Origin of the sequence: Candidatus Nitrotoga sp. 1052, from assembly GCF_927312905.1 — a bacterium.
Classification (GTDB): Bacteria; Pseudomonadota; Gammaproteobacteria; order Burkholderiales; family Gallionellaceae; genus Nitrotoga.
In genome coordinates this window covers 52,095-73,663 of sequence record NZ_CAKMHQ010000045.1, presented here as the reverse complement: position 1 = coordinate 73,663, position 21,569 = coordinate 52,095, and the positions used below count along the sequence as shown (strand labels likewise).

Sequence of the window (21,569 nt, the reverse complement as noted above, 5' to 3'; positions counted from 1 at the left end):
ATCAGCCCAGAGCTGCTATACCGGCTTGCGCGATTTGCCCGTCCTCAAACGAGCGAACGCCGCTGACGCCGATTCCGCCGATGATCTGGTTTTCATGCATGATCGGTACACCGCCTTCGGCAGGGAGGGCGCCCGGCAGGGCGAGATGAATCAGGCGTCCGCCCAGTACCGCGTCTTCGGTAACTTTGGTTGGCCGTTGAAAGGCAACCGCTGCCCGCGCTTTCTGAATGGCGATTTCCACGCTGCCAAATTGGGTGTCATGGTTGCGTTGAAGATAGAGCAGATGGCCGCCGTCATCCACGATAGCGATCACTACTCGCCAGGAATTGCGCAGTGCCTCGGCCTCGGCAGCAGCAGCGATTTTTTTGGCATCGTCAAGCGTGAGGATGGGTTTGCTGATCATGGTTGATGTGCTGCCAATGCGTTGAATATCCGGTCACGTATGCTATCCACGCTGCCGATGCCGGGAATGTTGATGCAGTACGGCACGCGCATGCCGTCGCATTTACCCTTGGCTGATCCACTTTTTTCCCAATTCAAGTAGTACTCGACGAGTGGTTTGGTTTGTTCGTGGTAGACCTCAAGACGTTTTCTGACGGTGTCTGCGCGGTCATCCGGGCGTTGTATCAAGTCTTCACCGGTGATGTCATCCTTGCCGGGTACTTTGGGCGGATTGAATATTATATGGTAGGTACGCCCCGAAGCGGGATGGGCGAGACGGCCATCCATGCGCTGGATGATGTCGCTATCCGGCACCTCGATTTCCACCACGAAATCAATTTCAATGCCGGCGTCCTTTATTGCTTGGGCTTGCGGAATGGTGCGCGGAAAACCATCCAGCAAGAAGCCATTGGCGCAGTCTGCTTCTTTGATGCGCTCTTTCACCAGGTTGATGATGATGTCGTCAGATACCAATCCACCAGCATCCATTATTTTTTTTGCCGCTCGTCCTAGCGGGGTATCCGCCTTGACCGCCGCGCGCAACATATCTCCGGTAGATATTTGAGGGATATTGAATTTCTCTTTAATCAAGTTGGCTTGGGTGCCTTTACCGGCGCCAGGTGCGCCTAGCAGTATAAGTCTCATGATGGTGCTCCGTTTGATTGGTCGTTGATTATACGCTTGCTGTCAAACAGCTTGCGGGTAGCGTGCAGGTCTTGTTCGGTATCGACTCCACTGGGGGGTACGTCTGCGCTAACGGTAACTCCGATCTTGTAACCGTGCCACAACGCGCGCAATTGTTCCAGGGACTCAATTTGTTCGATGGCGGCAGGTGCAAGATTGCGAAAGGCACGCAGAAACCCGGCACGGTAGGCATAAATGCCGATGTGGCGTAATACCGTGAGATTTTCCGGTAGCGCTGTGCCAAGGGTGAGCGCATCGCGCGGATACGGAATCGGCGCGCGGCTGAAATACAGGGCATTGCTCTCTTTATCCAGCACTACTTTGACGATGTTGGGATTGAGCATCGCCTCTTTATCATGGGTGGGATGGCAGGCGGTGGCGATGGCGCACTCTGGGTGATCGTGCAGGTGTTGTGCTACGGCACTGATCAGTTCGGGGGGCATGAGGGGTTCGTCGCCCTGTACGTTGACTACAATAGTGTCGTCTGGCCATCCAAGTTGTTCCACCACTTCGGCAATACGGTCGGTGCCGCTGGTGTGGTGAGCGTGGGTCAGGCAGGCCTTAAAGCCATATTCATGCACGGCAGCCATGATGGATTGATGGTCGGTGGCAATCCAAATCTGTTGTGCGCCGCTCTGCGCGGATTGCTCGGCAACTCGCACCACCATCGGCTTGCCGGCAATCGGCAATAACGCCTTACCCGGCAGGCGGGTAGAGGCGAAGCGTGCCGGAATGACGACATGAAAAGCTATCATCGGAGCCGTTCGATTTCTTCCGGGGTAAGTTTGCGCGCCTCATCTGCCAGCATTACGGGAATGTCATCCTGTATAGGGAATGCCAGACGATCCGCCTTGCAGATTAATTCTTGCTCGGTTTTGCGGTAAATCAGCGGGGATTTGCACAATGGGCAAACCAGGATTTCAAGCAGTTTGGCATCCATCAGGAGTAACCTTTTCTAGAATTTGTTGGGTAAGCAAGGAATCCAGCTGCGCATCCACGCGCAGCACCCAGCATTTTTCGTTGGCGAATGTTGTGCATTTTACCGCATCTTTTTCCGTCATGAGTATTGCGTCTGCATCAGTGTAATCCAGATCGGCGGGCGTGAAGCGATGGTGGTCGGGGAAAGGGTGGGCTTGTGCCTTCAAACCAAGACGGTTCAGATGCGTGAAAAAGCGTTGCGGGTGGCCGATCCCGGCAATGGCGTGCAGACGTTGGCCGTAAAAATCGGCAACTTGGGCTATGGTACTCGGATTGAGCAGGTTGTAAAAACTCTCGCCATGTAATTGCATGCTGTGTTGGCCGTTGGTGGCCATTCCCCCGTTAACGACTACGGCATCCACCTCAGTCAGGCGTGATAGTGGTTCACGCAACGGACCGGCCGGGAGCAGGAAGCCATTGCCAAAGCGACGTGTACCATCTACTACCGCGATTTCAAAATCGCGCTGCAAGCGGTAATGTTGCAGGCCATCATCGCTAAGCACGATATCGCATTCGGGGTGAGCCTGTAACAGCGCGCGAGCTGCGCCAACGCGGTTGCGCCCGATCCACACTGGACACAGCTTGCGTTGTGCCATCAGCACTGCTTCATCCCCGACCTCATCGGGGCTGCTTGACGCATGCACGGCCAGCGGGGATGTAGTGGCGCCACCGTGACCGCGGCTGATAATGCCGGGATGCCAGCCGCTATCGATTAATTGCTGCGCCAGCCATAGTGTGAGCGGTGTTTTCCCGCTGCCGCCAACGGTAATATTGCCCACCACGATGACAGGTACCGGCAGCTTCACGCAAGTTAAAATGCCGCTACGGTAAAGCGCACGTCGGGTTGCCGCCAGCATGTGGAATATGAAACTGACAGGCAACAGGATGAGGTGTAGCGGAGTGGTGCGATACCAGTGTTGCTCTAGCCACTGCATTCGCTTAGCCTGCGCCCGTTATTTTCGGCTGGTGGTGAATGTAATGCGGCCATAACCAGCGAGGCGCGCTGCTTCCATGATGTTAATTACGGCTTGGTGCGGCGCCTTGGCATCGGCGTTAATAACGATGGTCGGATCTTTTTGTTCGCCTGCGGCTGCCCGCAGCGCTTGCGACATATTCTGTACGTTATTGAATGTCGTGGCCGCGTTGTTGATGGCGTAATGCTCCGAAGCATCTACTGACACATTGATTTGTTTTGCTTGCGAAGTCGTTTCATCGCCACTGGCCTGCGGCAGGTTAATCTGCAGTTCGGAGAATTTGGTGTATGTGGTCGACACCATTAGAAAAATTATGATTACCAAAAATATATCTATCATTGGAATCAGGTTGATTTCTGGTTCATCACGCATGCGGCCGCGCTGAAAGTTCATGGCTTAACCTCGGCGTGCGCCATGTATGATTTCAATCAGCTTAATTGCTTGCTGTTCCATTTCGATAGTCAGACCATCTACCTTAGCGCGGAAATGGCGATAGAAAATCATACTGGGGATAGCCACCATCAGGCCGAATGCCGTGTTGTATAAGGCTATCGAGATGCCATGGGCGAGTGCGGCAGGGGCATTTTCTGCAGTATTTTGCACACCGAAAATTTCAATCATTCCCACCATCGTGCCGAATAGGCCTAACAGCGGGCTTATTGAAGCGATTGTGCCTAATGTAGTGAGAAAACGTTCAAGCTCGTGTGCGGCGGCGCGCCCTGCTTCCTCGACAGATTCTTTCATCACTGAAGATGGGCTTTTAATGTTCTTAAGGCCAGCGGCGAAGATACGACCGAGCGGGGATTCTGCCTCCAAACGGGAAAGCATGGCATCGCTGACGCCGCGCTGTTTAAGTTCATGGACCACTTCGTTGAATAGCTCTGCGGGTGCAATTTTTTTGCTGCGCAGGGTCATCAAGCGTTCTGCAATTAACGCAACGGCAATTACAGATGCAACTATCAGAAACCAAATCGGCCAACCAGCCGCTTCTACAAGTGCAAACACTGAATTTCTCCAAATATGCTTAAATTAATAAAGCGGAACTGTATCTGGTCGCACTTGTTTGAGCAAGATTTCTCCAGCTACTCTAGCTTGATTGCCCCTTAAGTTTGTATCATGATTGATTAGATAGGTTAAACAATGTCATCGAGTGAGGAAGCCATGAATGTTTATTCATGCACAAAAATTGTGGATAACTATGTGGAAAAGGGATTAGAAATGGTGCTTAACTGCTTATCAAGTAACCAATTTTGGTTGCCTGCTTAATTTATGTGCTTTTTAAAAAATTACAATAAAAACAAATGCATATCATAAATTGCCAAAATGTTACGCTATAATTTTGGTGTAAATATGGCATCTTTCTTCAAATTGTGGATTATTCAAGAATGTCAATATGATTTTTAAATTAGTTGAAGATGAAAAAAATCATATATTCAGTGTGCAAGAGCTCAATATGGCTGCCAAGCAGATATTGGAAAATGGCTTGCCGCTGTTATGGGTGCGCGGCGAGATTTCCAATTTTGTCTGTGCTACTTCCAGGCATTGGTATTTTTCCCTGAAAGATGAGCAGGCGCAGGTGCGCTGCGTGATGTTCCGCCACAAAAGTCAGTACCTTGACTGGCTACCAAAAAATGGCATGCAAGTGGAGGTGTTGGCTCTGGCCACGTTGTATGAAGCTCGTGGTGAATTTCAGTTGACGCTGGAGCAGATGCGGCCAGCGGGACTGGGTGCGTTGTATGATGCGTTCGAGCGCCTCAAACGCAAACTGGAAGCCGAGGGGCTGTTCGATGCTGCGCGAAAACGGCCGCTGCCGTTCTTCCCTGCACAAATTGGCATTATCACCTCGCCGCAGGCAGCAGCGTTATGCGATGTGTTGATTACCTTGGCTAAGCGTATGCCAAGTGTTCCTGTCGTGCTGTATCCCACCCCGGTACAGGGGGAGGGAGCGGCGCAAAAGATCGCGCAAGCCATTCGATTGGCTAATGAGCGCGCGGAGTGCGACGTGCTGATGTTATGTCGCGGTGGTGGCAGCATCGAGGATTTATGGGCGTTTAACGAAGAAATAGTGGCGCGTGCCATTTTCGCCAGTCGTATTCTGGTGGTGAGCGGCATTGGGCACGAAACTGATTTTACTATTGCTGATTTTGTCGTTGATCAGCGTGCTGCTACACCCACTGCGGCAGCGCAACTGGTTGTGCCGGAGCGGCAGGAGTTGTTGCAACGCGTGTACCATTTGGCACAGCGATTAGCACGCGGCAAGCAGCGCCAATTCGAACGCGTAATGCAGCAGCTCGATTACTTGCAGCGTCGCCTGGTACACCCCGCACAGCGAGTGCAGCAACAAACTCAGCATCTTAACCATCTGCAGCAACGCTTGCAGACCGTGCTAACCTATATTTTGCAGCGCCAACAATGGCGTTGGCAGTCGTTGCAGCGGCGTTTACGTGCGGTATGTCCAAACATTGAACAGCTTGGCGCACGACAGACAATTTTGGCTCACCACCTGCTGGAAGTCATGCATCGTACACTGGAACGCCACAATACCCGCCTAGACGCCTTACAGCAACATCTCGACCATCTCGATCCGCAGCAGGTGCTGGCGCGCGGCTACAGTGTGGTGCGTGATGCACATGGTGCAATTATTTTAGACAGCGCTGCTTTGCCTGTAGGCGCACGCCTCGATATCACCTTCGCGCATGGTTGGGCGCGTGTGGAATTAATAGAAAAGGGGGAGTCTTTACCCAGTCTAGACATGAGTGTGAACGAAAGATAGGGATGCTGAGTTGCCATAACTCAGAGGATTTAACGTTGGAGAAAGCGGGCATTGTTAATTTCGCTAACTTGATGAAACAGCTGCAGGTTGATCAGGTATAAGGTTTTAGAGTAGAATTGCGTTTCTTTTGCAAACTAGTTGGAGAAATAGCTATGGCTCGCGTCTGTCAAGTAACGGGGAAACGCCCGATGGTGGGAAACAATGTATCTCACGCCAATAATAAAACAAAGCGTCGTTTCCTGCCGAATTTGCAGCGTCGTCGTTTGTGGGTTGAAACTGAAAATCGCTGGATATCCTTGCGCCTGACAAATGCCGGGTTGCGTACCATTGACAAGAATGGTATCGATGCGGTGTTGTTTGAAATGCGCGCACGCGGCGAAAACGTTTAAGGAGTAACGAAAAATGCGTGAAAAAATCAAGCTTGAATCCAGCGCCGGTACTGGTCATTTCTATACGACGGACAAAAATAAGCGAACAACGCCGGAAAAGCTTGAGATCAAGAAGTTTGATCCAGTGGTGCGCAAACATGTGATGTACAAGGAAACCAAGCTGAAGTAAGCTATTCACTTTGTTCAAACGCATAAAAAACCCGCTTAAGCGGGTTTTTTATTCATATTGCAAAAGAAGTATGCTAAGCGTAGCAACGTAGTCGTTGGGAAAACTCCTGTAATGCCGCAATCCCGCTGTTCTCCGCTCGATGACACCAGTCTTCCAATTGCTTTACTAATTGCTCCTTGGTGGCTGTAGAGTTTTGCCAGACGACGGCCAGCTCTTGGCGTAGGGTATAAGTTGTCCGTAGAATGCCGCTGGCTTTAATCACTACGCTGAGTTTCGTTTTTTGTTGCTCGGTTAAAACGTTTTCATCCAAGTGCAGCCAGTGTTTGATGCGCGCTATATCAATTTTATCCGAGGCTTGTAGTTTTAGCCGAGCTATTTCCGTCGAGTAGGTTTTTTTCAGTAATTGGGCATATCTGGCTGTGACTTCGTAGCGGTTGGCGATAACGGCGTGCAGGGTTTCCATGTCACATGAAGTCTTGGCTTGGTTCAGTCGTACTCGCGGGGCACGCCTCTTCACTTGTGCTAGACCGAACGTTTCTATGACGCGGATGTAGAACCACCCGATGTCGATTTCATACCACTTGTTGGAAAGTTTGGCGGAGGAGGCATAAGCGTGGTGATTGTTGTGCAGTTCTTCACCGCCGATGAAGATACCCCACGGCACGATGTTGGTGGAAGCGTCCGCCGTCTGGAAGTTACGATAACCCCAGTAGTGCCCTATGCCGTTGACAATACCGGCTGCATTAATGGGTATCCATGCCATTTGCACGGCCCAGATGGTTAGGCCAAGTGGGCCAAACAAAAGTACGTTGATGATCAGCATCAGCGTGATGCCGAGCTCGCTGCGTTTGCTGTAAAGATTGTTTTCCAGCCAGTCGTTCGGTGTGCCGTGGCCGTATTTGTCTAGTGTTTCCTGATTCTGGGCTTCTTTGCGGTAGAGAGCAGCGCCTTCCAATAGCACTTTCTTGATGCCCAGAATAACCGGGCTATGTGGATCATCCTCTGTCTCGCATTTAGCATGGTGTTTGCGGTGGATGGCAACCCATTCTTTTGTGACGATAGCGGTGGTTAGCCATAACCAGAAACGGAAAAAATGACTGGGAACAGCATGCAGATTCAGTGCGCGATGTGCCTGATGGCGGTGCAAAAAAATGGTAACAGATGCGATGGTAATATGGGTTAAGGTCAGTGTAACAACTATATAGCCCCACCATGGCAAATCAATAAAACCTGAAAACATTTACTATCTCCTGAAAAATCAACTATAAATTATATACTAACTATTTTAACATAATTAAGAACATATCAAGCTGTAGCCGCCCAGGTTTTTGCTTGTTCATATTCGGTAAAGACGCGTATATCGGCATCCACGAACATGCGCGATAGCCAAGCTTGCCATGTGATCCACTGATCGTCAGTAATAACTGCAATCTTGCTGAAGTCATGTGGGTGTTCGCGATTGAAAAATTTGATTTCCTCCCATGCTACATCCACCGTGTAGCTGATCATGTCACGTAGGTCGAACAACAGGTTGGCCGTGCCGGGTGATTTAAGCATGTAGAGTGCGTGTTCCTCGAATTGCTTGAAATCGGCCAAGGTGAATTCGCCCAGTACAGCAATGTTGAGCAGGGTGGGGGTTTGTTCTATTGTGATCATATCAAGTCTCTTCTTCGTTAGTTATGTGCCACTGTGCTTGGGTGCCAGTTTCAAGCTTAGCACACCGCCTGCAATGATGAGTCCCATGCCTATCCATCCCATCAGTGGCAATGCCTCGCCCCACAAGATCATGCCGAATATGCTGGCGAATATCACAGTGCTGTAGGACAAGCTACCCGCCACTAGCATTTTCCCGGTACGGTAGGCGCGGGTCATGGCTAGCTGTGCTAGTGTGGCAGTGCTGCCGAGTCCGAGCAAGATAAATAATCCAGGCGCAGTGATCGGATGAACGGTTCCGAGCAACATGCCGATGCCGCTGCTAATAGCGGCAATCAGACTGAAATAGAACACCACACGCCATTCCGGTTCACCCCTTAACCCAAGCTGTCTGACATTGAGGTAGGCGATGCCGGCCAAGAGGCCGGAAATCAGCCCGATAAGACCGGGGATGAGTTGATCTTGGGCCAAGGTGGGATGCAGCAGCAATATCACGCCACAAAACCCCAGCAGGATGGCGCTGGAGAGAGCCGGACGGAAATGTTCCTTGAATGCCAGCATGGTCAGGATAGAGAGATAGAGCGGTGCGGTGTAATTAAGCGTTACTGCGGTGGCCAGCGGCAACACGGTGATGCAGTAAAAATATAGCATCAGCGCGATGGTGCCAGAAACGCCGCGCCACAAGTGCTGCTTCAAGTGATGGGTCGACAGCGACAGTCCTTGCTGGCGGATGACGGCATAGATCATCAATAGCCCAAGGAAAGAGCGATAAAATACTAATTCAATATGAGAAAAATATTCTGCACCTAGTTTGACAAACACCCCCATCCAGCCGAAAAGGAACCCGGCGACTAGCATCCATAGCGCGCCCATTCCAATAGATTATTTAAGCGGATGGGTAAAAAAAATGCTAACCCCGCGCAAGAGGAAATAAAGCTGTTTAATTAAACAGGGGTTCCACCTGCACGGGTATGAAAATGTGCGGAATTTTATAGTAGCGGCGATTAAGATGATCATTCTCCTAAGTGCGGATCAAGCTGGCGCCGCAGAAACTCATGGAAATGCAGCAGGCCGTCCTCAGTCGGAGATTGATACGGTCCAGCATCTTCGATTCCATGCTGGTACAGCCATTTGCGCCCCTGATGCATTTTCAGGCAGATGGTATCGTCCTCAAGCGCGGTTTCACGGTAGGCAGCCTTTTCTGCTTCGACAAAATCGCGCTCAAATAGCACTATGTCTTCGGGGTAGTAAAACTCCATAATGTTAGTGCAGGCATCGACACCGCGCGGAATGACAGTGCTGACCACTAATGTATTTGGATACCACTCTACCATGATGTTAGGGTAGTAGGTCAGCCAGATCGCGCCGTATTTGGGTAGCGCGCCGTTGTTATAACGCAGCACCTGTTCCTGCCATTTGCCATAGGCGGCACTGCCAGCTTTGCGCAGGCCATGGTTGATGCCTACAGTTTGCACGCTGTACCAGTCGCCGAATTCCCAACTCAGATCGTCGCAATTGACGAATTTACCCAGGCCGGGATGGAACGGCGCTACATGGTAGTCCTCCTGATATACCTCAATGAAAGTCTTCCAATTGAAAGCATATTCATCTATCTCTACACGATCCAGTTGATAATTGGAAAAATCCAGTTCCTTTAGCGCAGGAATATCCGCTAGATCCTTGGCAATATTGCGTTTACCTGCGAACAGTAAGCCATTCCAGTGTTGCAACGGAGTCTTATGGAGATGCCGGCAGGGATTCTGCGGGAAGCGCGGTGCACCCAACAGCTGGCCATCCAGTTGGTACGTCCAGCGATGCAGCGGGCACACAATGTTTTTCGCGCTACCACGCCCTTCAAGCATGGTGGCCTGACGATGACGGCAAATATTGGAGAGCAGTTCCACCCCATTTTTATTACGCACCAACATCTTAGCATTATCCATCCAATTCAGAACATGGTAATCGCCGATGTTTGGTACCAACAGTTCGTGTCCGATATAGCCAGGGCCGTTATCGAATAGCATGCGCTGCTCAATTTCCAAAATTTTTGGATCGAAATACCATCGCAATGGCGGTTGTGTGAGAACTTGGGTGAGCTGATAGATCTTGGCGATCTCGGACATTCCAACATCTTCCTTGCAAAAAGTGAATACGTTACGGGAAAAAAGAATCAAATTGTCCCTTAAAAGTGCAGGGGGGGGCAACAAAAACTGTCATTCTGTAGCGAGCAAATAAACTGTCCAGACTTGTAGCACATGATTTGTCGGTTTACTTAGCCCCAGGAGTGTTTATCGGACTCCGTTGTTAATCGCCGATAGTTACTCTACCCACAAAACTTCACGTAGTAAAATCGTAGCTTGCTTGCCAAGCACTCGCGGTTACAAGTGCACAGTGAAATCCGCTAAAATGACAGTCTGCAAAAAGCAAAAAAATTAATATGTGCCTGATTGCCAGTCATTTGGTTGCCACCTTTCACGACAGTTACTTGGCTAACCCGTCTTGGTCTACATCTTCGGTCATACCTCATTCCGATGGGACTGAGTTATGGAAGTGGATCATCATGAATCATTGCAACAATTGCCTGCTTTGGGCGCAGGAAGATTTGGCTCGCCGTATCAAGGTCAGCGACATTGATATCGCCATTAATAAACGAGCTATCGATCGCTACAATCAGGCCCGCAATGATGCCATTGAATGTATTGATGAACAATTATTAATCGCCCTTGAACTGGTGGATGCTCTCTCTGCGCGAACTGATTCGCCGATCATCAAAGTAACAAAGGGTGCGCGTTTGAATAGCGAGACTGCTGGCAGCATGGTGGATAGGATGTCGATTCTCGCACTGAAGATATGCGCCATGCGTCAGCAGACCGAGCGTATTGAAGTTGATGAAGCTCATCGTTTAACGTGCCGTAGAAAATTGGAGCGGTTGAATGAGCAGCGCAGCGACTTGGGTGCTTGCCTGGACGAGTTGCTAGCTGATACACAGGCGGGCCGTGCATACTTCAAGGTTTATCGCCAGTTCAAAATGTACAACGATCCGCAGTTGAATCCGGCGTTGGTGGCAGAAAGTAAATTGTGAATATTTCAATCTAAATTCAGAAACGTAATGAAATTCTCATGAGCGATTACGCTGCCATCTTGCACAAGGCGTCTCGAACTCTCGCCACTACCTCTTCCCAGTTGCCAATATTGCATTGTCGGAACAAGCGAAGGGACGGGTACAACGGACTATCTTCTCTCTCCAGCAGCCAGCGCCAGTCCGCCGCAAATGGCAAGAGCACCCATGCCGGTTTGCCAATAGCACCCGCAAGATGAGCAACCGATGTGTCGACACAAATCACGAGATCAAGATTGGCAATTAATGCCGCTGTGCTGGCGAAATCCCCGATGTCTTCCGTCAAGCCGATGAAATGGAGATTTGCAAGCGGATGTTTAGCTTGGGCCTCCCCAGAGCCTTTTTGCAGGTTAAAAAATACCACATTTTCTACGGTCCCAAGCAAATCAAGTTGACTGAGGGATATGGAGCGATTCAGATTGTTCTTGTTTCCGGGACTTCCAGCCCACATCAACCCCACTTTTAATGCTGATCCAGTATCCGGCATGCGTTTCCGCCAATCTTCAACCAAGCCTTCATCCGGGGAAAGATAAGGAGCCGCTACTGGTATTTCCCCCTCAGCTGTGCGGAGCCTGGACGGCAGGCTGAGTAAAGGACAATGGAAATCGTATTGCGGTAGGGGTTCGCCTCGCAAGATGACTTCATGTATTCCTTTCACCTCTTTAAACAGGCGCTTCAGCGCAGGTTTACATTCAAATAAGATTTGTCCCCCAAGCGAAGCCAGCAGTGGCGCATATCGAATGAACTGTATAGCATCGCCAAACCCTTGTTCTGCGTGCAAAAGTATTGTTTTGCCGCGAAGGTCTTCGCCATTCCATAACGGACGTGTAAAACGTTTTCCTTCACCAGCCAGTTCTGGCGTCTTCAGACGCCACTCATATTCATCCCAGCCACGCGAAAAATTACCTATTGCGAGTAACGCCAGTGAAAGGTTCCAGTGTGCCTGAGCAAAATCGGGCCGTAAGGCAATTGCTCTTTCGTAATAAGTAACTGCTTCAGCAGGACGTCCTGTGGCTTCAAGAATCAAGCCCAAGTTGTTATATGCTTCCACATAGTTGGCGTTCAGGGCGATTGCTTGGCGATAACATTCGGCAGCCCGATGACGATCCCCTATGGCTTGAAACACCAATCCTAGATTATTATGAAAATCCGGAATTGAAGGCTGAATCCGGATGGCTTGCTCAATCAGTTTTAAGGCTTCTTCGTGGGCACCTGACTGATAAGCAATTACCCCCGAATATTGCAACGCAACTGCATTTTGCGGTTGTTCGTGCAAAATCAAGCCATAAATTGTGTTGGCATGAACGATGTGGCTCAGCTGATGGTGCTTTAATGCGACGGACAACATCCATTGAATGTCCTCCTCGCGGGTTGCGCCGCGTGGTATAGATGTCACGGCAATTTTTCCGCAGCAGTTCTTGTACCGTTCACCGCTACCGCACGAACATGTTTCGTTTCGGCTTATCGATTTTGAAGTAGGAGGACTTGCCATTGCCGCCAATTGACTGCGGGCGTCTGAATGCGCGGGATTGTTCTCAAGGATGCGTTGAAAGACTGCCTCAGCAAAACGAAACTGTCGCAGATCCCGGTAATTGATTCCAAGCCGGAAAAACTGAATGGAATTTGTAACATTGGACGGCAGACTATGGATAAACTCTTCCACTTCATTTGGAGCAAGGGCCATCCATATGTTGAATAACCCGTGAAAGCCGAAAGGCTGGCGGGCTGGATAAGTGGTTTCGAAGGAAAATTTTTCTGCCTCGGATTCTGGCGCAAACCGCACTTGGTATTGCTCCTCCAGCAGGGGGCGATATTTGCGGCCAATCAGTTCATCTTCAGCTAACTCTTCATCGAAGGGGATTTCCCGCGTGGCAAGTAACAATTTACGCGACCGCAGCGAAAATCCGCCGTTACCAACTCTGAATCCATCTTTATGATGACCCCACACCGCACCGATATAGTCAAAGCTTAGGAATTCATTCGTCCATGCGTCGGGGTTAATGATGTAGCCGTCCCACTGGACAAGAAGAACGAAATCACTATCAATATAACGATGCAGTTCATGCAGTACAAACATCGAATATTCCTGCCGTGAGCGAATCGCTGGTATTTCTACTGTTTCAATATCTGGAAGGGTGAAATCTCGGTTCGTCAGGAAAAGTACGCGGTCAAAGACGCATCTTTCTTTAGATTTTTTCAATGCCTTGATGGCAAGGTCATGATTGATGCAGTCCACGCAGCAAAGCGTGATAGTGATAGCTTGTCCAGTTTTCATCGTAAAGCCAGTTAATTTTGAACTTGAAGAATCAACAATTTCCATCAGATTTTTTTGCAGTTAAATTTTTCAGTATAACTTTAAAAAAATTTCTGTCATATTCGATGATGAGATCAGCTGAGCAGAGAACTCGCGCAACCCGGAGTTTGCTTCGCTCGTTCCATAGCTTCAGGCTGGCGCTCAGTGGATGTCTTGACGCTTTGGACTACGTTTTGTTGTGCTCATTGCCTTGAGATATTCGATGATTTCTTTTGTGACTTTCGCTCGATTAGGGATCTCTTGTGCAAGTCCAGGCATCAGCGTGTTGTGTCGAATACTCGATGGATTCTCGATCCAGCGTGTCAGGTACTTAGGCTTGATGTACTCGACCACACTCGTCGGGTAATTGAGTTCAGGTGCCTTGCCGCCGCCTTCACCATTGATCATATGGCATGCCATGCAATACTTGCGAAAGTGCAAGAAACCAAGCTGCGCTTCTGCGGATGCCTTGGCTGGCGGGGAAAGATTCGGAAAGCGAGTCGCAAATGTCGTGAGTTCGATGCTCTTCACCTGGTAAGGCATGTCTGACGCGCCGTCCTGAAGCAGCACTTTTGATTTCATGTTGTCCCAGATTAAGTAGAGCGGTCCGAGTTGTACTACCTCGTTATTCTGTAGTATGTTGGTCATCGTAAATGGCGAGTCGTCGTCGTGAGCAAAGGCGAAATAGGCATCATGGGAGAGAAACTTTGTGACCGGAATGCTCGCTTGATATCCGTCCATGGAAATGAATACAATCTCCTCTGCTTTCTTCCACTCTTTGCCAAATGTTTTGTCAAAAAGCGCTCGGGCAGGATAAGCCTTGTAGATGTGGTCTTTTTTCTCGTGGATCTCGAAAATTTTTAACGAAACTGCTGGAAAAGCAGTAGCAAGCTCGCTTAAAGTCAGAGTCTTGACGATTTGACCTTTGTCCTTGAACTCAATGCCGATGTCGCTTTGTGAAAACGCTGGTGCAGGTAAACAGACGTTGCCGCAAATTGCGATGAGAGTTAGAAAAATATTTCGGAAATTTCTTGAGATTCGATTACTCATATTATGCCCCCACAGCTGGCGATAAATGTTCTTGAAAATATGGCATCATTGGATACGAATTTTTTACAAAAAACAATGTGAAAGAAGTTTGTACCAGAACCTGAAAAAGCATCTTGGCTTCGGCATTTTTTTACATTTTATGAGCGTTAGCGAACTGAAAATTATGCAAAGAAGTGTTATTTTAATAACTCTTATTTTTATCAAGGAGGTAAAGTCATGAAAATCAAAATCGCGACAATTTGTTTTATGGTCGGTATATTGCTTATACCCCGTATGGGCTTTACCGCCGATTCAAAATCGGACCTTCCAGACCCCACGACAATAGTCAAGGACTCGGATATAACAAATAAAATAAATACCCGACTGCATGCTGATAAACATTTAGGCAAGTTTAAAAGTATTAAAGTTGATACGGATAACAATGGCGTTGTATGGTTGAGCGGTACTGCTCACCTTTTATCAGAAGAGGAAAAAGCCATTGAAATTGCTCGGGGTACCGAAGGTGTGGTTATAGTCAAAAGCAACGTCAAAATCAAGAATGGACATCCCATAAGCGAGTGATGTAATAGGTTGTATCTCATAAAACTGAAAAATAGTTCATTAAGATTTCGGCCATCCGAACCTTTGCTTGGTTGAGACACCACCGCTGATTTGACTGAACAGGTTTGATGTATTACGTCTATTACCCCCTCGGGTGATGCTGCGCGTGCAGTTGCTTTAACCGTTCGCGTGCAACATGCGTGTAAATCTGTGTGGTAGAAATATCGGCATGGCCGAGCAGCAGTTGCACTACGCGCAGATCAGCTCCGTGATTAAGCAAATGGGTGGCGAAGGCATGGCGCAAGGTGTGCGGCGACAGTGGCTTGAGTAGGCCGCCGTGCTTTGCGTGACGCTTGATGAGATACCAGAACATCTGCCGCGTCATCGCTGTGCCACGTTGAGTAACGAACATCGCAGCATTTAATTTATTGCCCAGCAAAATTGGGCGTGCAACAACCAGATAGCGGTGCAGCCAGTCCAGCGCTTCCTCTCCCAGCGGTACCAGACGTTCTTTATTGCCCTTGCCCATCACGCGTACTACGCCCATGTCGAGGCTGACCTGTGCGACGCTCAAGCTGATCAACTCGGAAACGCGCAGACCACTGGCATATAGCACTTCCAGCATAGTGCGATCACGCATGCCCAGAGATGTATTCATATCGGGTGCTTGCAGCAGCATATCCACATCCTGTTCAGTGAGCGTTTTTGGCAGGTTACGCGGCAGCTTGGGGGTAGCGATTTGCAGGGTGGGATCAGTGTCTACTTTGCTCTGCCGTAACAGATAACGGAACAAGCGTTTGAGGCTTGAAATGGCACGACTGGTACTGGTGGCTTTAGCTTTTTGTTCGATGACCAAATAGGCGAGAAAGCCTTGGACGTCAGCGTGTGTGGCCTCTAGCAAGGTAGAATTATGCTGTTTTTCCATCCAGAGAATAAATTTGCACAGATCGCGTCTGTAGCTTTCCAGTGTGTTGCGCGACAAGCCGTCCTCCAGCCACAGGCAGTCGCAGAATTCATCCAGGATGTCAGTGTTGTTCATACATTTTGCACATAACGCATTGATTTTTATATATTAATTCGTGTGGTTAACAATTGGCGCATCAATGTAATTAATTGGTTACGAGCGAAGTCCGACAGACTCCCTGGTTTGATTGTTCTTCATATGCTAGCAACCAGCATTTGATATCCAACGCATCCCCTCCGCGCTGGTGTATGAAGCCGCCGATACCAGACTTGCTCACCACGCGATGGCAGGGGATGACAATGGGAATGGGATTTGCACCACACGCCTGACCAACCGCTCGCGGGCTGGAACCTAGCAAAGTGGCAAGATCGCCATAATTTCGTGTTTGTCCAGATGGAATAGCAGATATTGCTTGCCACACTTTTGTTTGATGGGTAGTGCCGTTAAGCTTGAGTGAAAGATTAAAATGAAAATTTGGATCAATGAAATAGGCCTGTAATTGTTCGCACACCTCTCGAGCGCACGCTTGGCTCGGCGGTTGTGGCGTGGCACCCGGCTCCAGAAAGTCGATGCCGGTAAGCGCATCCGCCTCACAGCGGATACCAAGCATACCAAATGGTGTAGGTAGCTTTGCCTGGTAATTCATTTACCTTCCTTACACGAACATTTGGCTAGTTTCATGAGGTAAACCCTCGGCTTCGCCGGGGGCTCCCCAAGGTTTGACCTGTACGTCGGCCGTATTGAAACTTCTGTGTTTATCAAAAGAAGGAGTTTCAAAATAAAAGAATATCAGGGTCTGAGCCATATGGGATGGAACCTGAAAATATCAGGTAGTTTATATTCCCAAGAGACGGAAGCAAGCAATATTTGGTGCATTGCGCAAGCATTCATTCAGGAGAGATATTTCGGGAATTGGCGTTACAAAGAATGTGCAAGGTAGTCGAATGGTACTTGATGGTTGACACATGTTCATGTGTGTTTAATCAGGAGCAGGAAGACGAACGTTACAACCAAATGAAATTTGGGCTATAACCGCTTATAGGTGGCTTATGGGTTACCAGAGCCTTTGAGGTGCCCCAGCAGAAAACCTCCGGTTTTGCCGGAGGCAATTAATTTGTCAATTCTCATTTTAATTAAATAAAAATGAGGATGACTAACTGCAAACTTAAACTGCTTTGCGGTTAGGGAGTTTTTCCTTGATACGTGCGGATTTTCCGGAACGGTCACGCAAGTAGTACAGCTTGGCACGACGCACATCACCACGCCGCTTTACTTCGATACTGGCGATGGCTGTTGAATAGGTTTGAAAGGTACGTTCCACGCCTTCACTAGCGGAAATTTTCCGCACAATGAAAGATGAATTCAGGCCACGATTGCGCTTTGCAATCACTACGCCTTCATAAGCCTGAACGCGTTTGCGTTCACCTTCGACCACGTTCACATTGACGATAACAGTGTCGCCAGGAGCGAAGCTCGGGATTACTTTTCCCAGGCGGGCAATTTCTTCTTGTTCAAGTATTGCGATAAGATTCATTTTATTTCCTCTTGTTGTACGGACGCTTGTTCCTGCTGGTACTCTGCCAGTAGCCGAGCTTCCTGTTTTGTTAACTGGCGTTGTGCCAGCAAATCTGGGCGGCGTTGCCAGGTCCGTCCCAACGCCTGCTTCAACCGCCACTTCTCTATCTCGGCGTGGTGCCCGGAAAGTAAAACCTCCGGTATGCCTTCGCCTTCAAAAATTTCTGGCCGCGTGTAATGCGGACAATCCAGCAAGCCCGCTACAAACGAGTCCTGCTGTGCTGATTCGGCATCCCCAAGCACACCGGGCAAGTGCCGCACCAAACTGTCTATCAGCACCATTGCTGCCAGCTCGCCACCGGATAACACGTAGTCGCCGATGGAAAGTTCTTCATCCACCTGCTGTCGTATCAGGCGTTCATCTACACCCTCGTAACGGCTTGCCAGCAGAATCAATCCATCATTCCGCTCCAAAAATTCCTTTACCACTTCGTGGGTTAGTTGTCGTCCTTGTGGTGACAGGTGAATTACACAACTTTTGACCACGCCAGTTTGCGCTTGGCTTTGTTTCGCTGTTGCGATTGCCTGCGCTAGTGGCTCTGCCAACATCAACATTCCCGGACCGCCGCCATAAGGCCGGTCATCCACGGAACGATGCTTGTCGCTGGTGAACTCACGCGGATTCCATGTGTGGAGCACAAACTTGCCTTGTTCCGCCGCACGCCGCGTTACCCCATATTGGGTAATCGCGTCGAACATTTCTGGGAATAGCGTAATAACATCAAAGCGCATCGCCGCCGCTCAGTGTTTTGCGGCCCAATCGACACGTATCACTTTTTTCGTCAAGTCCACTTGCTTGATTGCGCTGGCAATGAACGGGATTAATAATTCCCCCCGATTTTTTTTGGACAGATCTTCCTGCACACACAGCACCTGATTAGCACCGGTATCCATAAGGTTGTCCACCACTCCCAGGCATTCGCCAGCGAGATTAACGACCGTCAACCCGATTAGATCCGACCAATAATATTCATCCTCAGGCATTTGAGGCAGACTGCTGCGCGGCACTGCCACCAGCAAGCCTTTATATTTTTCGGCGGTGGTTCTGTCGTTGCTGCCGGGGAACTTGGCGACCAAGCCTTTGCTGTGCACAGCAAAGGCTTCCACAGTTATCTCGCACCAAGGTTGCTTCTCGTCTCCTAGCCACCAAGTGGGATAGTCGGCAAGACTATCCACGGACTCGGTGTAAGTTTTAATCTTCACCCAGCCGAGAATTCCCTGCGCACCTGCCACGCGCCCCATAACTATCATGGAGTCTGATTGGTTATGCTTTTGCTGCGACACCAGCGCGCTTGACCAGCTTGGCGACGGCGTCGCTCAATTGCGCGCCTTTCTCTTGCCAGAAAGCCACGCGATCCAGTTGGATACGCATGCCTTCAGGGCCTTCCGGGGCAACCGGGTTATAAAAACCAACGCGCTCGATGAACCGGCCATCACGGCGATTGCGCGAATCGGCCACAACTACATTAAAAAACGGGCGATTCTTGGAGCCGCCACGTGCAAATCGAATAATAACCATAGTTTCTACTTTATCGTTAGCAAATGCCAAAGGGCGCAGATTTTACGACACTTTACAGAGTTATGGCAAGTGACATCAGCGATGCAGTAATACTTCCAACACGAATTTGGTGCCCAGATAGGCGAGTAGCAAAAAAATGAAGCCGCTCATTGTCCACCGCACCGCAGTGCGCCCGCGCCAGCCTTTATAATGATGGCCCAGTAATAACACTGCGAACACGCACCAGGAAATGAAACCGAACAGCATTTTGTGATTGAATTGCCACGGCTTGCCAAATAGCTGATCGGAAAAGACAACGCCCGACACCAATGTCAGAGTGAGCAGAACAAAGCCAGCGCCGATGATGCGGAATAATAAGGTTTCCATGGTGAGCAATGGTGGCAAGCCTTGCAGCACGCGCGGTAGCGTAGCATGGTGCAGGCGTTTTTCCACCAGTGACATCAGGCCCGCATGCAGCACCGCAATGGTGAATAGACTGTAGGCGAGCATTGCTGCCAGAATATGCGCCTCAAGGATAAATGAAAGATTGTTCGTTAGCGGATGGACCGCAGGAAACAGCGCCGGCAGTAACGCACCTACTGCTGCCAGAGGCAACACTAAAGTTTGCAGGCTGGCAATCGGGTAAAAAAAACGTGCTACCCAATACACCAGCATGGTCAGCCACAAAATCAACGATAGCGCATTAATTAACCCCAAGTTCAGATCACCTCCACTGAATAAATTGCCATACAGCAGGTATGCATGGAGTGCTAGCGGCAGCAATACAGCATGGCCAATCATTCCACGGTTTAAGACATCTATACTTCCGGCAGATTGTGCACGCCAAAAATAAACTGCTAACACGCTGTACGCAAGAAAGGTGATTACATAGAGCGGAAGATTCGACATTTTTGGTCAGGATGTTTTAGACTTCACAGATTCTACACTATAGCCAATGCTGCGGAAAACAGGAGCGAGATCATGCTAGACAACCTTACACAACGCCTTTCAGGCGTTATAAAAAACCTGCGGGGACAAGCGCGCTTGTCTGAAAGCAACATTCAGGATGCCTTGCGTGAAGTACGCTTGGCCCTGCTGGAAGCTGACGTGGCGTTGCCCGTGGTTAAAGAATTTACTGCCCAGGTGAAACAGGCTGCGTTGGGACAAGAAGTGTTGAGCAGCCTGACGCCGGGACAAGCATTGATTGGTATCGTACATCGCGAGCTGACCAAGCTGATGGGTGAACACAACGATGCGTTGAATCTCACCACCGTGCCGCCGGCCGTGATTTTGATGGCTGGTTTGCAGGGCGCAGGCAAGACTACCACTAGTGGCAAACTTGCCAAATTGCTGCGCGAGCAAATGAAGAAAAAAGTGTTGCTGGTTAGTTGCGACGTTTACCGTCCTGCTGCTATCGAGCAATTGCGTACCCTGGCGCAGCAACTTGAAATCGATTTTTTCGCCTCTGACATTAGCCAGAAGCCGCGCGATATAGCACTGGCGGCGCTTGATTACGCGCGCAAGCATCACCACGATGTGCTGATTGTGGATACTGCTGGTCGCCTTGCGATCAATGCGGCAATGATGGAAGAAATTCAGCAATTGCACGCCGCCCTTAATCCGATTGAAACTCTGTTTGTTGTGGACGCCATGACCGGTCAGGACGCCGTGAATACCGCAAAAGCATTTGGCGAGGCATTGCCGCTAAGCGGTATTATTCTCACCAAGCTGGATGGTGATGCGCGGGGCGGGGCGGCCTTGTCGGTACGGCACATCACCGGCAAGCCGATCAAATTTGTTGGCGTGAGCGAAAAGCTTAATGGCTTGGAGGCCTTCCATCCAGAGCGCATGGCTTCGCGCGTGTTGGGCATGGGAGATGTATTGTCGTTGATTGAAGATGTCCACCGTGAGATTGATCAGGCCGAGGCTGAAAAACTCGCCAAAAAAATTAAAAGTGGTCACGGATTTGATCTCAACGATTTCAAGATGCAAATCGTGCAAATGCGCAAAATGGGCGGCATGTCTGCCCTGATGGACAAACTACCTGCACAACTCGGTCAGGCTGCGGCGGGCGCCAAGATGGACGACCGCGCCATCAACCGCACTGAAGGCATCATTAACTCGATGACGATGCAAGAACGTTCCCACCCGGAACTCATTAAAGCTTCGCGTAAGCGCCGCATCGCCGCCGGAGCGGGGGTTCAGGTGATGCACGTCAATCAACTATTGAGCCAGTTCGAACAAACGCAAAAGATGATGAAGATGTTCAGCAAAGGCGGCATAGGTAAATTGATGCGCGGCATGAAGGGCATGTTGCCCGGCAAACGTTAAGCTCTGGAAGCTGAAGATGGTCAGTCATAGCAAGGCAAAGTTAACAAGTAAAATCAATTAAGTAACAAATTATTAAATTTATTGATTTTAATCCGCCATTGATTAATCTGTAGTTGTGTTTGCTCAATGGAATAACTTT

At 49.5% G+C, this 21,569-nt stretch carries 26 protein-coding genes; 6 read left to right on the top strand and 20 right to left on the bottom strand.

The genetic code is table 11. The annotated features are described in order from the left end of the window. Position 1: 1 nt before the first annotated feature. Genes MJ768_RS09585 through MJ768_RS09555 form a run of 7 tightly spaced genes read right to left on the bottom strand, consistent with a single transcriptional unit; the run spans position 2 to position 4,082 of the window. Entirely contained in the window at positions 2-403 is a 402-nt protein-coding gene (locus tag MJ768_RS09585) for a GlcG/HbpS family heme-binding protein (RefSeq protein WP_239291021.1), read from the bottom strand. After that, on the bottom strand, positions 400-1,086 hold the full coding sequence (gene adk / locus MJ768_RS09580; RefSeq protein WP_239291019.1) for an adenylate kinase: 687 nt from the start codon (positions 1,084-1,086) through the stop codon (positions 400-402). The genes MJ768_RS09585 and adk overlap by 4 nt, the downstream gene beginning before the upstream one ends. Further along, positions 1,083-1,877: a 3-deoxy-manno-octulosonate cytidylyltransferase gene (gene kdsB, locus MJ768_RS09575; RefSeq protein WP_445082986.1), complete on the bottom strand. Its 795-nt coding sequence runs from the start codon at positions 1,875-1,877 to the stop codon at positions 1,083-1,085. Before kdsB ends, adk begins: the two co-directional genes overlap by 4 nt. Beyond that, complete coding sequence (locus MJ768_RS09570) at positions 1,877-2,065, bottom strand: Trm112 family protein (RefSeq protein WP_239291015.1); 189 nt, start codon at positions 2,063-2,065, stop codon at positions 1,877-1,879. Before MJ768_RS09570 ends, kdsB begins: the two co-directional genes overlap by 1 nt. Continuing rightward, on the bottom strand, positions 2,046-3,038 hold the full coding sequence (lpxK, locus tag MJ768_RS09565; protein WP_239291013.1) for a tetraacyldisaccharide 4'-kinase: 993 nt from the start codon (positions 3,036-3,038) through the stop codon (positions 2,046-2,048). Before lpxK ends, MJ768_RS09570 begins: the two co-directional genes overlap by 20 nt. An 18-nt stretch (positions 3,039-3,056) precedes the next feature. Next, complete coding sequence (locus MJ768_RS09560; RefSeq protein ID WP_239291011.1) at positions 3,057-3,470, bottom strand: ExbD/TolR family protein; 414 nt, start codon at positions 3,468-3,470, stop codon at positions 3,057-3,059. Between the two features lie 3 nt (positions 3,471-3,473). Beyond that, positions 3,474-4,082 carry a MotA/TolQ/ExbB proton channel family protein gene (locus MJ768_RS09555; protein ID WP_239291002.1) on the bottom strand — a complete coding sequence of 203 codons (609 nt, stop codon included), beginning with the start codon at positions 4,080-4,082 and terminating at the stop codon, positions 3,474-3,476. Between the two features lie 388 nt (positions 4,083-4,470). Here MJ768_RS09555 and xseA point away from each other — a divergent pair, with 388 nt between their 5' ends. From xseA to rpmG, 3 genes are all read left to right on the top strand, one after another. After that, a complete protein-coding gene (gene xseA, locus MJ768_RS09550) occupies positions 4,471-5,850 on the top strand; it encodes an exodeoxyribonuclease VII large subunit (protein WP_239291000.1) in 1,380 nt (459 codons plus the stop codon). 152 nt (positions 5,851-6,002) lie between these two features. Then, entirely contained in the window at positions 6,003-6,239 is a 237-nt protein-coding gene (rpmB, locus tag MJ768_RS09545; RefSeq protein WP_239290989.1) for a 50S ribosomal protein L28, read from the top strand. Between the two features lie 13 nt (positions 6,240-6,252). Then, entirely contained in the window at positions 6,253-6,408 is a 156-nt protein-coding gene (gene rpmG / locus MJ768_RS09540) for a 50S ribosomal protein L33 (protein WP_239237520.1), read from the top strand. Positions 6,409-6,481: 73 nt separating this feature from the next. Here the strand turns inward: rpmG and MJ768_RS09535 are convergent, their stop codons facing one another. The 4 genes from MJ768_RS09535 to MJ768_RS09520 all read right to left on the bottom strand — a co-directional run bounded on the left by MJ768_RS09535 (position 6,482) and on the right by MJ768_RS09520 (position 10,184). Continuing rightward, entirely contained in the window at positions 6,482-7,648 is a 1,167-nt protein-coding gene (locus MJ768_RS09535; RefSeq protein ID WP_239290987.1) for a DesA family fatty acid desaturase, read from the bottom strand. Between the two features lie 65 nt (positions 7,649-7,713). Then, positions 7,714-8,064, bottom strand: a complete 351-nt coding sequence (locus tag MJ768_RS09530; protein WP_239290985.1) for a SpoIIAA family protein — start codon at positions 8,062-8,064, stop codon at positions 7,714-7,716. 21 nt (positions 8,065-8,085) lie between these two features. Next, on the bottom strand, positions 8,086-8,934 hold the full coding sequence (locus tag MJ768_RS09525; protein WP_256449849.1) for a DMT family transporter: 849 nt from the start codon (positions 8,932-8,934) through the stop codon (positions 8,086-8,088). Positions 8,935-9,074: 140 nt separating this feature from the next. Continuing rightward, a complete protein-coding gene (locus MJ768_RS09520) occupies positions 9,075-10,184 on the bottom strand; it encodes an aromatic ring-hydroxylating oxygenase subunit alpha (protein WP_239290981.1) in 1,110 nt (369 codons plus the stop codon). A 437-nt stretch (positions 10,185-10,621) separates the two neighbouring features. Here MJ768_RS09520 and MJ768_RS09515 point away from each other — a divergent pair, with 437 nt between their 5' ends. After that, positions 10,622-11,143: a DUF4254 domain-containing protein gene (locus MJ768_RS09515; protein WP_239290979.1), complete on the top strand. Its 522-nt coding sequence runs from the start codon at positions 10,622-10,624 to the stop codon at positions 11,141-11,143. Positions 11,144-11,189: 46 nt separating this feature from the next. Here MJ768_RS09515 and MJ768_RS09510 read toward each other — a convergent pair whose 3' ends face one another. Next, positions 11,190-13,499, bottom strand: a complete 2,310-nt coding sequence (locus MJ768_RS09510; protein WP_239290977.1) for a DUF5672 family protein — start codon at positions 13,497-13,499, stop codon at positions 11,190-11,192. Positions 13,500-13,634: 135 nt separating this feature from the next. Beyond that, positions 13,635-14,522, bottom strand: a complete 888-nt coding sequence (locus MJ768_RS09505; protein WP_239290975.1) for a cytochrome c — start codon at positions 14,520-14,522, stop codon at positions 13,635-13,637. 216 nt (positions 14,523-14,738) lie between these two features. Between MJ768_RS09505 and MJ768_RS09500 the strand changes: the two genes are divergently transcribed. Then, positions 14,739-15,083: a BON domain-containing protein gene (locus MJ768_RS09500; protein ID WP_239290973.1), complete on the top strand. Its 345-nt coding sequence runs from the start codon at positions 14,739-14,741 to the stop codon at positions 15,081-15,083. A 121-nt stretch (positions 15,084-15,204) separates the two neighbouring features. Here the strand turns inward: MJ768_RS09500 and xerD are convergent, their stop codons facing one another. The 7 genes from xerD to MJ768_RS09465 all read right to left on the bottom strand — a co-directional run bounded on the left by xerD (position 15,205) and on the right by MJ768_RS09465 (position 20,008). Then, positions 15,205-16,101 (bottom strand): site-specific tyrosine recombinase XerD, encoded by an 897-nt coding sequence (gene xerD, locus MJ768_RS09495; protein ID WP_239290971.1) that lies wholly within the window; start codon positions 16,099-16,101, stop codon positions 15,205-15,207. Positions 16,102-16,171: 70 nt separating this feature from the next. Next, positions 16,172-16,672, bottom strand: coding sequence for a methylated-DNA--[protein]-cysteine S-methyltransferase (locus MJ768_RS09490; protein WP_239290969.1), 501 nt, complete (start codon positions 16,670-16,672; stop codon positions 16,172-16,174). Positions 16,673-17,191: 519 nt separating this feature from the next. Beyond that, a complete protein-coding gene (rplS, locus tag MJ768_RS09485; RefSeq protein ID WP_173053534.1) occupies positions 17,192-17,560 on the bottom strand; it encodes a 50S ribosomal protein L19 in 369 nt (122 codons plus the stop codon). Next, positions 17,557-18,333, bottom strand: a complete 777-nt coding sequence (gene trmD / locus MJ768_RS09480) for a tRNA (guanosine(37)-N1)-methyltransferase TrmD (protein ID WP_239290967.1) — start codon at positions 18,331-18,333, stop codon at positions 17,557-17,559. Before trmD ends, rplS begins: the two co-directional genes overlap by 4 nt. A gap of 9 nt (positions 18,334-18,342) precedes the next feature. After that, a complete protein-coding gene (gene rimM / locus MJ768_RS09475) occupies positions 18,343-18,852 on the bottom strand; it encodes a ribosome maturation factor RimM (RefSeq protein WP_239290965.1) in 510 nt (169 codons plus the stop codon). Positions 18,853-18,865: 13 nt separating this feature from the next. Continuing rightward, positions 18,866-19,120, bottom strand: coding sequence for a 30S ribosomal protein S16 (rpsP, locus tag MJ768_RS09470; RefSeq protein WP_239290955.1), 255 nt, complete (start codon positions 19,118-19,120; stop codon positions 18,866-18,868). A 75-nt stretch (positions 19,121-19,195) separates the two neighbouring features. Continuing rightward, positions 19,196-20,008: a cytochrome C assembly family protein gene (locus MJ768_RS09465; RefSeq protein WP_239290953.1), complete on the bottom strand. Its 813-nt coding sequence runs from the start codon at positions 20,006-20,008 to the stop codon at positions 19,196-19,198. 72 nt (positions 20,009-20,080) lie between these two features. On the opposite strand from MJ768_RS09465, the gene ffh reads away from it, so the two are divergent. Beyond that, positions 20,081-21,430 carry a signal recognition particle protein gene (gene ffh / locus MJ768_RS09460; protein ID WP_239290943.1) on the top strand — a complete coding sequence of 450 codons (1,350 nt, stop codon included), beginning with the start codon at positions 20,081-20,083 and terminating at the stop codon, positions 21,428-21,430. Positions 21,431-21,569 lie beyond the last annotated feature (139 nt).

Excerpts from the sequence above, each read along its gene's own strand:
- MJ768_RS09585 (WP_239291021.1), bottom strand. The coding sequence starts at position 403 with ATGATCAGCAAACCCATCCTCACGCTTGACGATGCCAAAAAAATCGCT.
- adk (WP_239291019.1), bottom strand. The coding sequence starts at position 1,086 with ATGAGACTTATACTGCTAGGCGCACCTGGCGCCGGTAAAGGCACCCAA.
- MJ768_RS09570 (WP_239291015.1), bottom strand. The coding sequence starts at position 2,065 with ATGGATGCCAAACTGCTTGAAATCCTGGTTTGCCCATTGTGCAAATCC.
- lpxK (WP_239291013.1), bottom strand. The coding sequence starts at position 3,038 with ATGCAGTGGCTAGAGCAACACTGGTATCGCACCACTCCGCTACACCTC.
- MJ768_RS09560 (WP_239291011.1), bottom strand. The coding sequence starts at position 3,470 with ATGAACTTTCAGCGCGGCCGCATGCGTGATGAACCAGAAATCAACCTG.
- xseA (WP_239291000.1), top strand. The coding sequence starts at position 4,471 with ATGATTTTTAAATTAGTTGAAGATGAAAAAAATCATATATTCAGTGTG.
- rpmB (WP_239290989.1), top strand. The coding sequence starts at position 6,003 with ATGGCTCGCGTCTGTCAAGTAACGGGGAAACGCCCGATGGTGGGAAAC.
- rpmG (WP_239237520.1), top strand. The coding sequence starts at position 6,253 with ATGCGTGAAAAAATCAAGCTTGAATCCAGCGCCGGTACTGGTCATTTC.
- MJ768_RS09535 (WP_239290987.1), bottom strand. The coding sequence starts at position 7,648 with ATGTTTTCAGGTTTTATTGATTTGCCATGGTGGGGCTATATAGTTGTT.
- MJ768_RS09530 (WP_239290985.1), bottom strand. The coding sequence starts at position 8,064 with ATGATCACAATAGAACAAACCCCCACCCTGCTCAACATTGCTGTACTG.
- MJ768_RS09525 (WP_256449849.1), bottom strand. The coding sequence starts at position 8,934 with ATGGGCGCGCTATGGATGCTAGTCGCCGGGTTCCTTTTCGGCTGGATG.
- MJ768_RS09520 (WP_239290981.1), bottom strand. The coding sequence starts at position 10,184 with ATGTCCGAGATCGCCAAGATCTATCAGCTCACCCAAGTTCTCACACAA.
- MJ768_RS09515 (WP_239290979.1), top strand. The coding sequence starts at position 10,622 with ATGAATCATTGCAACAATTGCCTGCTTTGGGCGCAGGAAGATTTGGCT.
- MJ768_RS09510 (WP_239290977.1), bottom strand. The coding sequence starts at position 13,499 with ATGGAAATTGTTGATTCTTCAAGTTCAAAATTAACTGGCTTTACGATG.
- MJ768_RS09505 (WP_239290975.1), bottom strand. The coding sequence starts at position 14,522 with ATGAGTAATCGAATCTCAAGAAATTTCCGAAATATTTTTCTAACTCTC.
- MJ768_RS09500 (WP_239290973.1), top strand. The coding sequence starts at position 14,739 with ATGAAAATCAAAATCGCGACAATTTGTTTTATGGTCGGTATATTGCTT.
- xerD (WP_239290971.1), bottom strand. The coding sequence starts at position 16,101 with ATGAACAACACTGACATCCTGGATGAATTCTGCGACTGCCTGTGGCTG.
- MJ768_RS09490 (WP_239290969.1), bottom strand. The coding sequence starts at position 16,672 with ATGAATTACCAGGCAAAGCTACCTACACCATTTGGTATGCTTGGTATC.
- rplS (WP_173053534.1), bottom strand. The coding sequence starts at position 17,560 with ATGAATCTTATCGCAATACTTGAACAAGAAGAAATTGCCCGCCTGGGA.
- trmD (WP_239290967.1), bottom strand. The coding sequence starts at position 18,333 with ATGCGCTTTGATGTTATTACGCTATTCCCAGAAATGTTCGACGCGATT.
- rimM (WP_239290965.1), bottom strand. The coding sequence starts at position 18,852 with ATGATAGTTATGGGGCGCGTGGCAGGTGCGCAGGGAATTCTCGGCTGG.
- rpsP (WP_239290955.1), bottom strand. The coding sequence starts at position 19,120 with ATGGTTATTATTCGATTTGCACGTGGCGGCTCCAAGAATCGCCCGTTT.
- MJ768_RS09465 (WP_239290953.1), bottom strand. The coding sequence starts at position 20,008 with ATGTCGAATCTTCCGCTCTATGTAATCACCTTTCTTGCGTACAGCGTG.
- ffh (WP_239290943.1), top strand. The coding sequence starts at position 20,081 with ATGCTAGACAACCTTACACAACGCCTTTCAGGCGTTATAAAAAACCTG.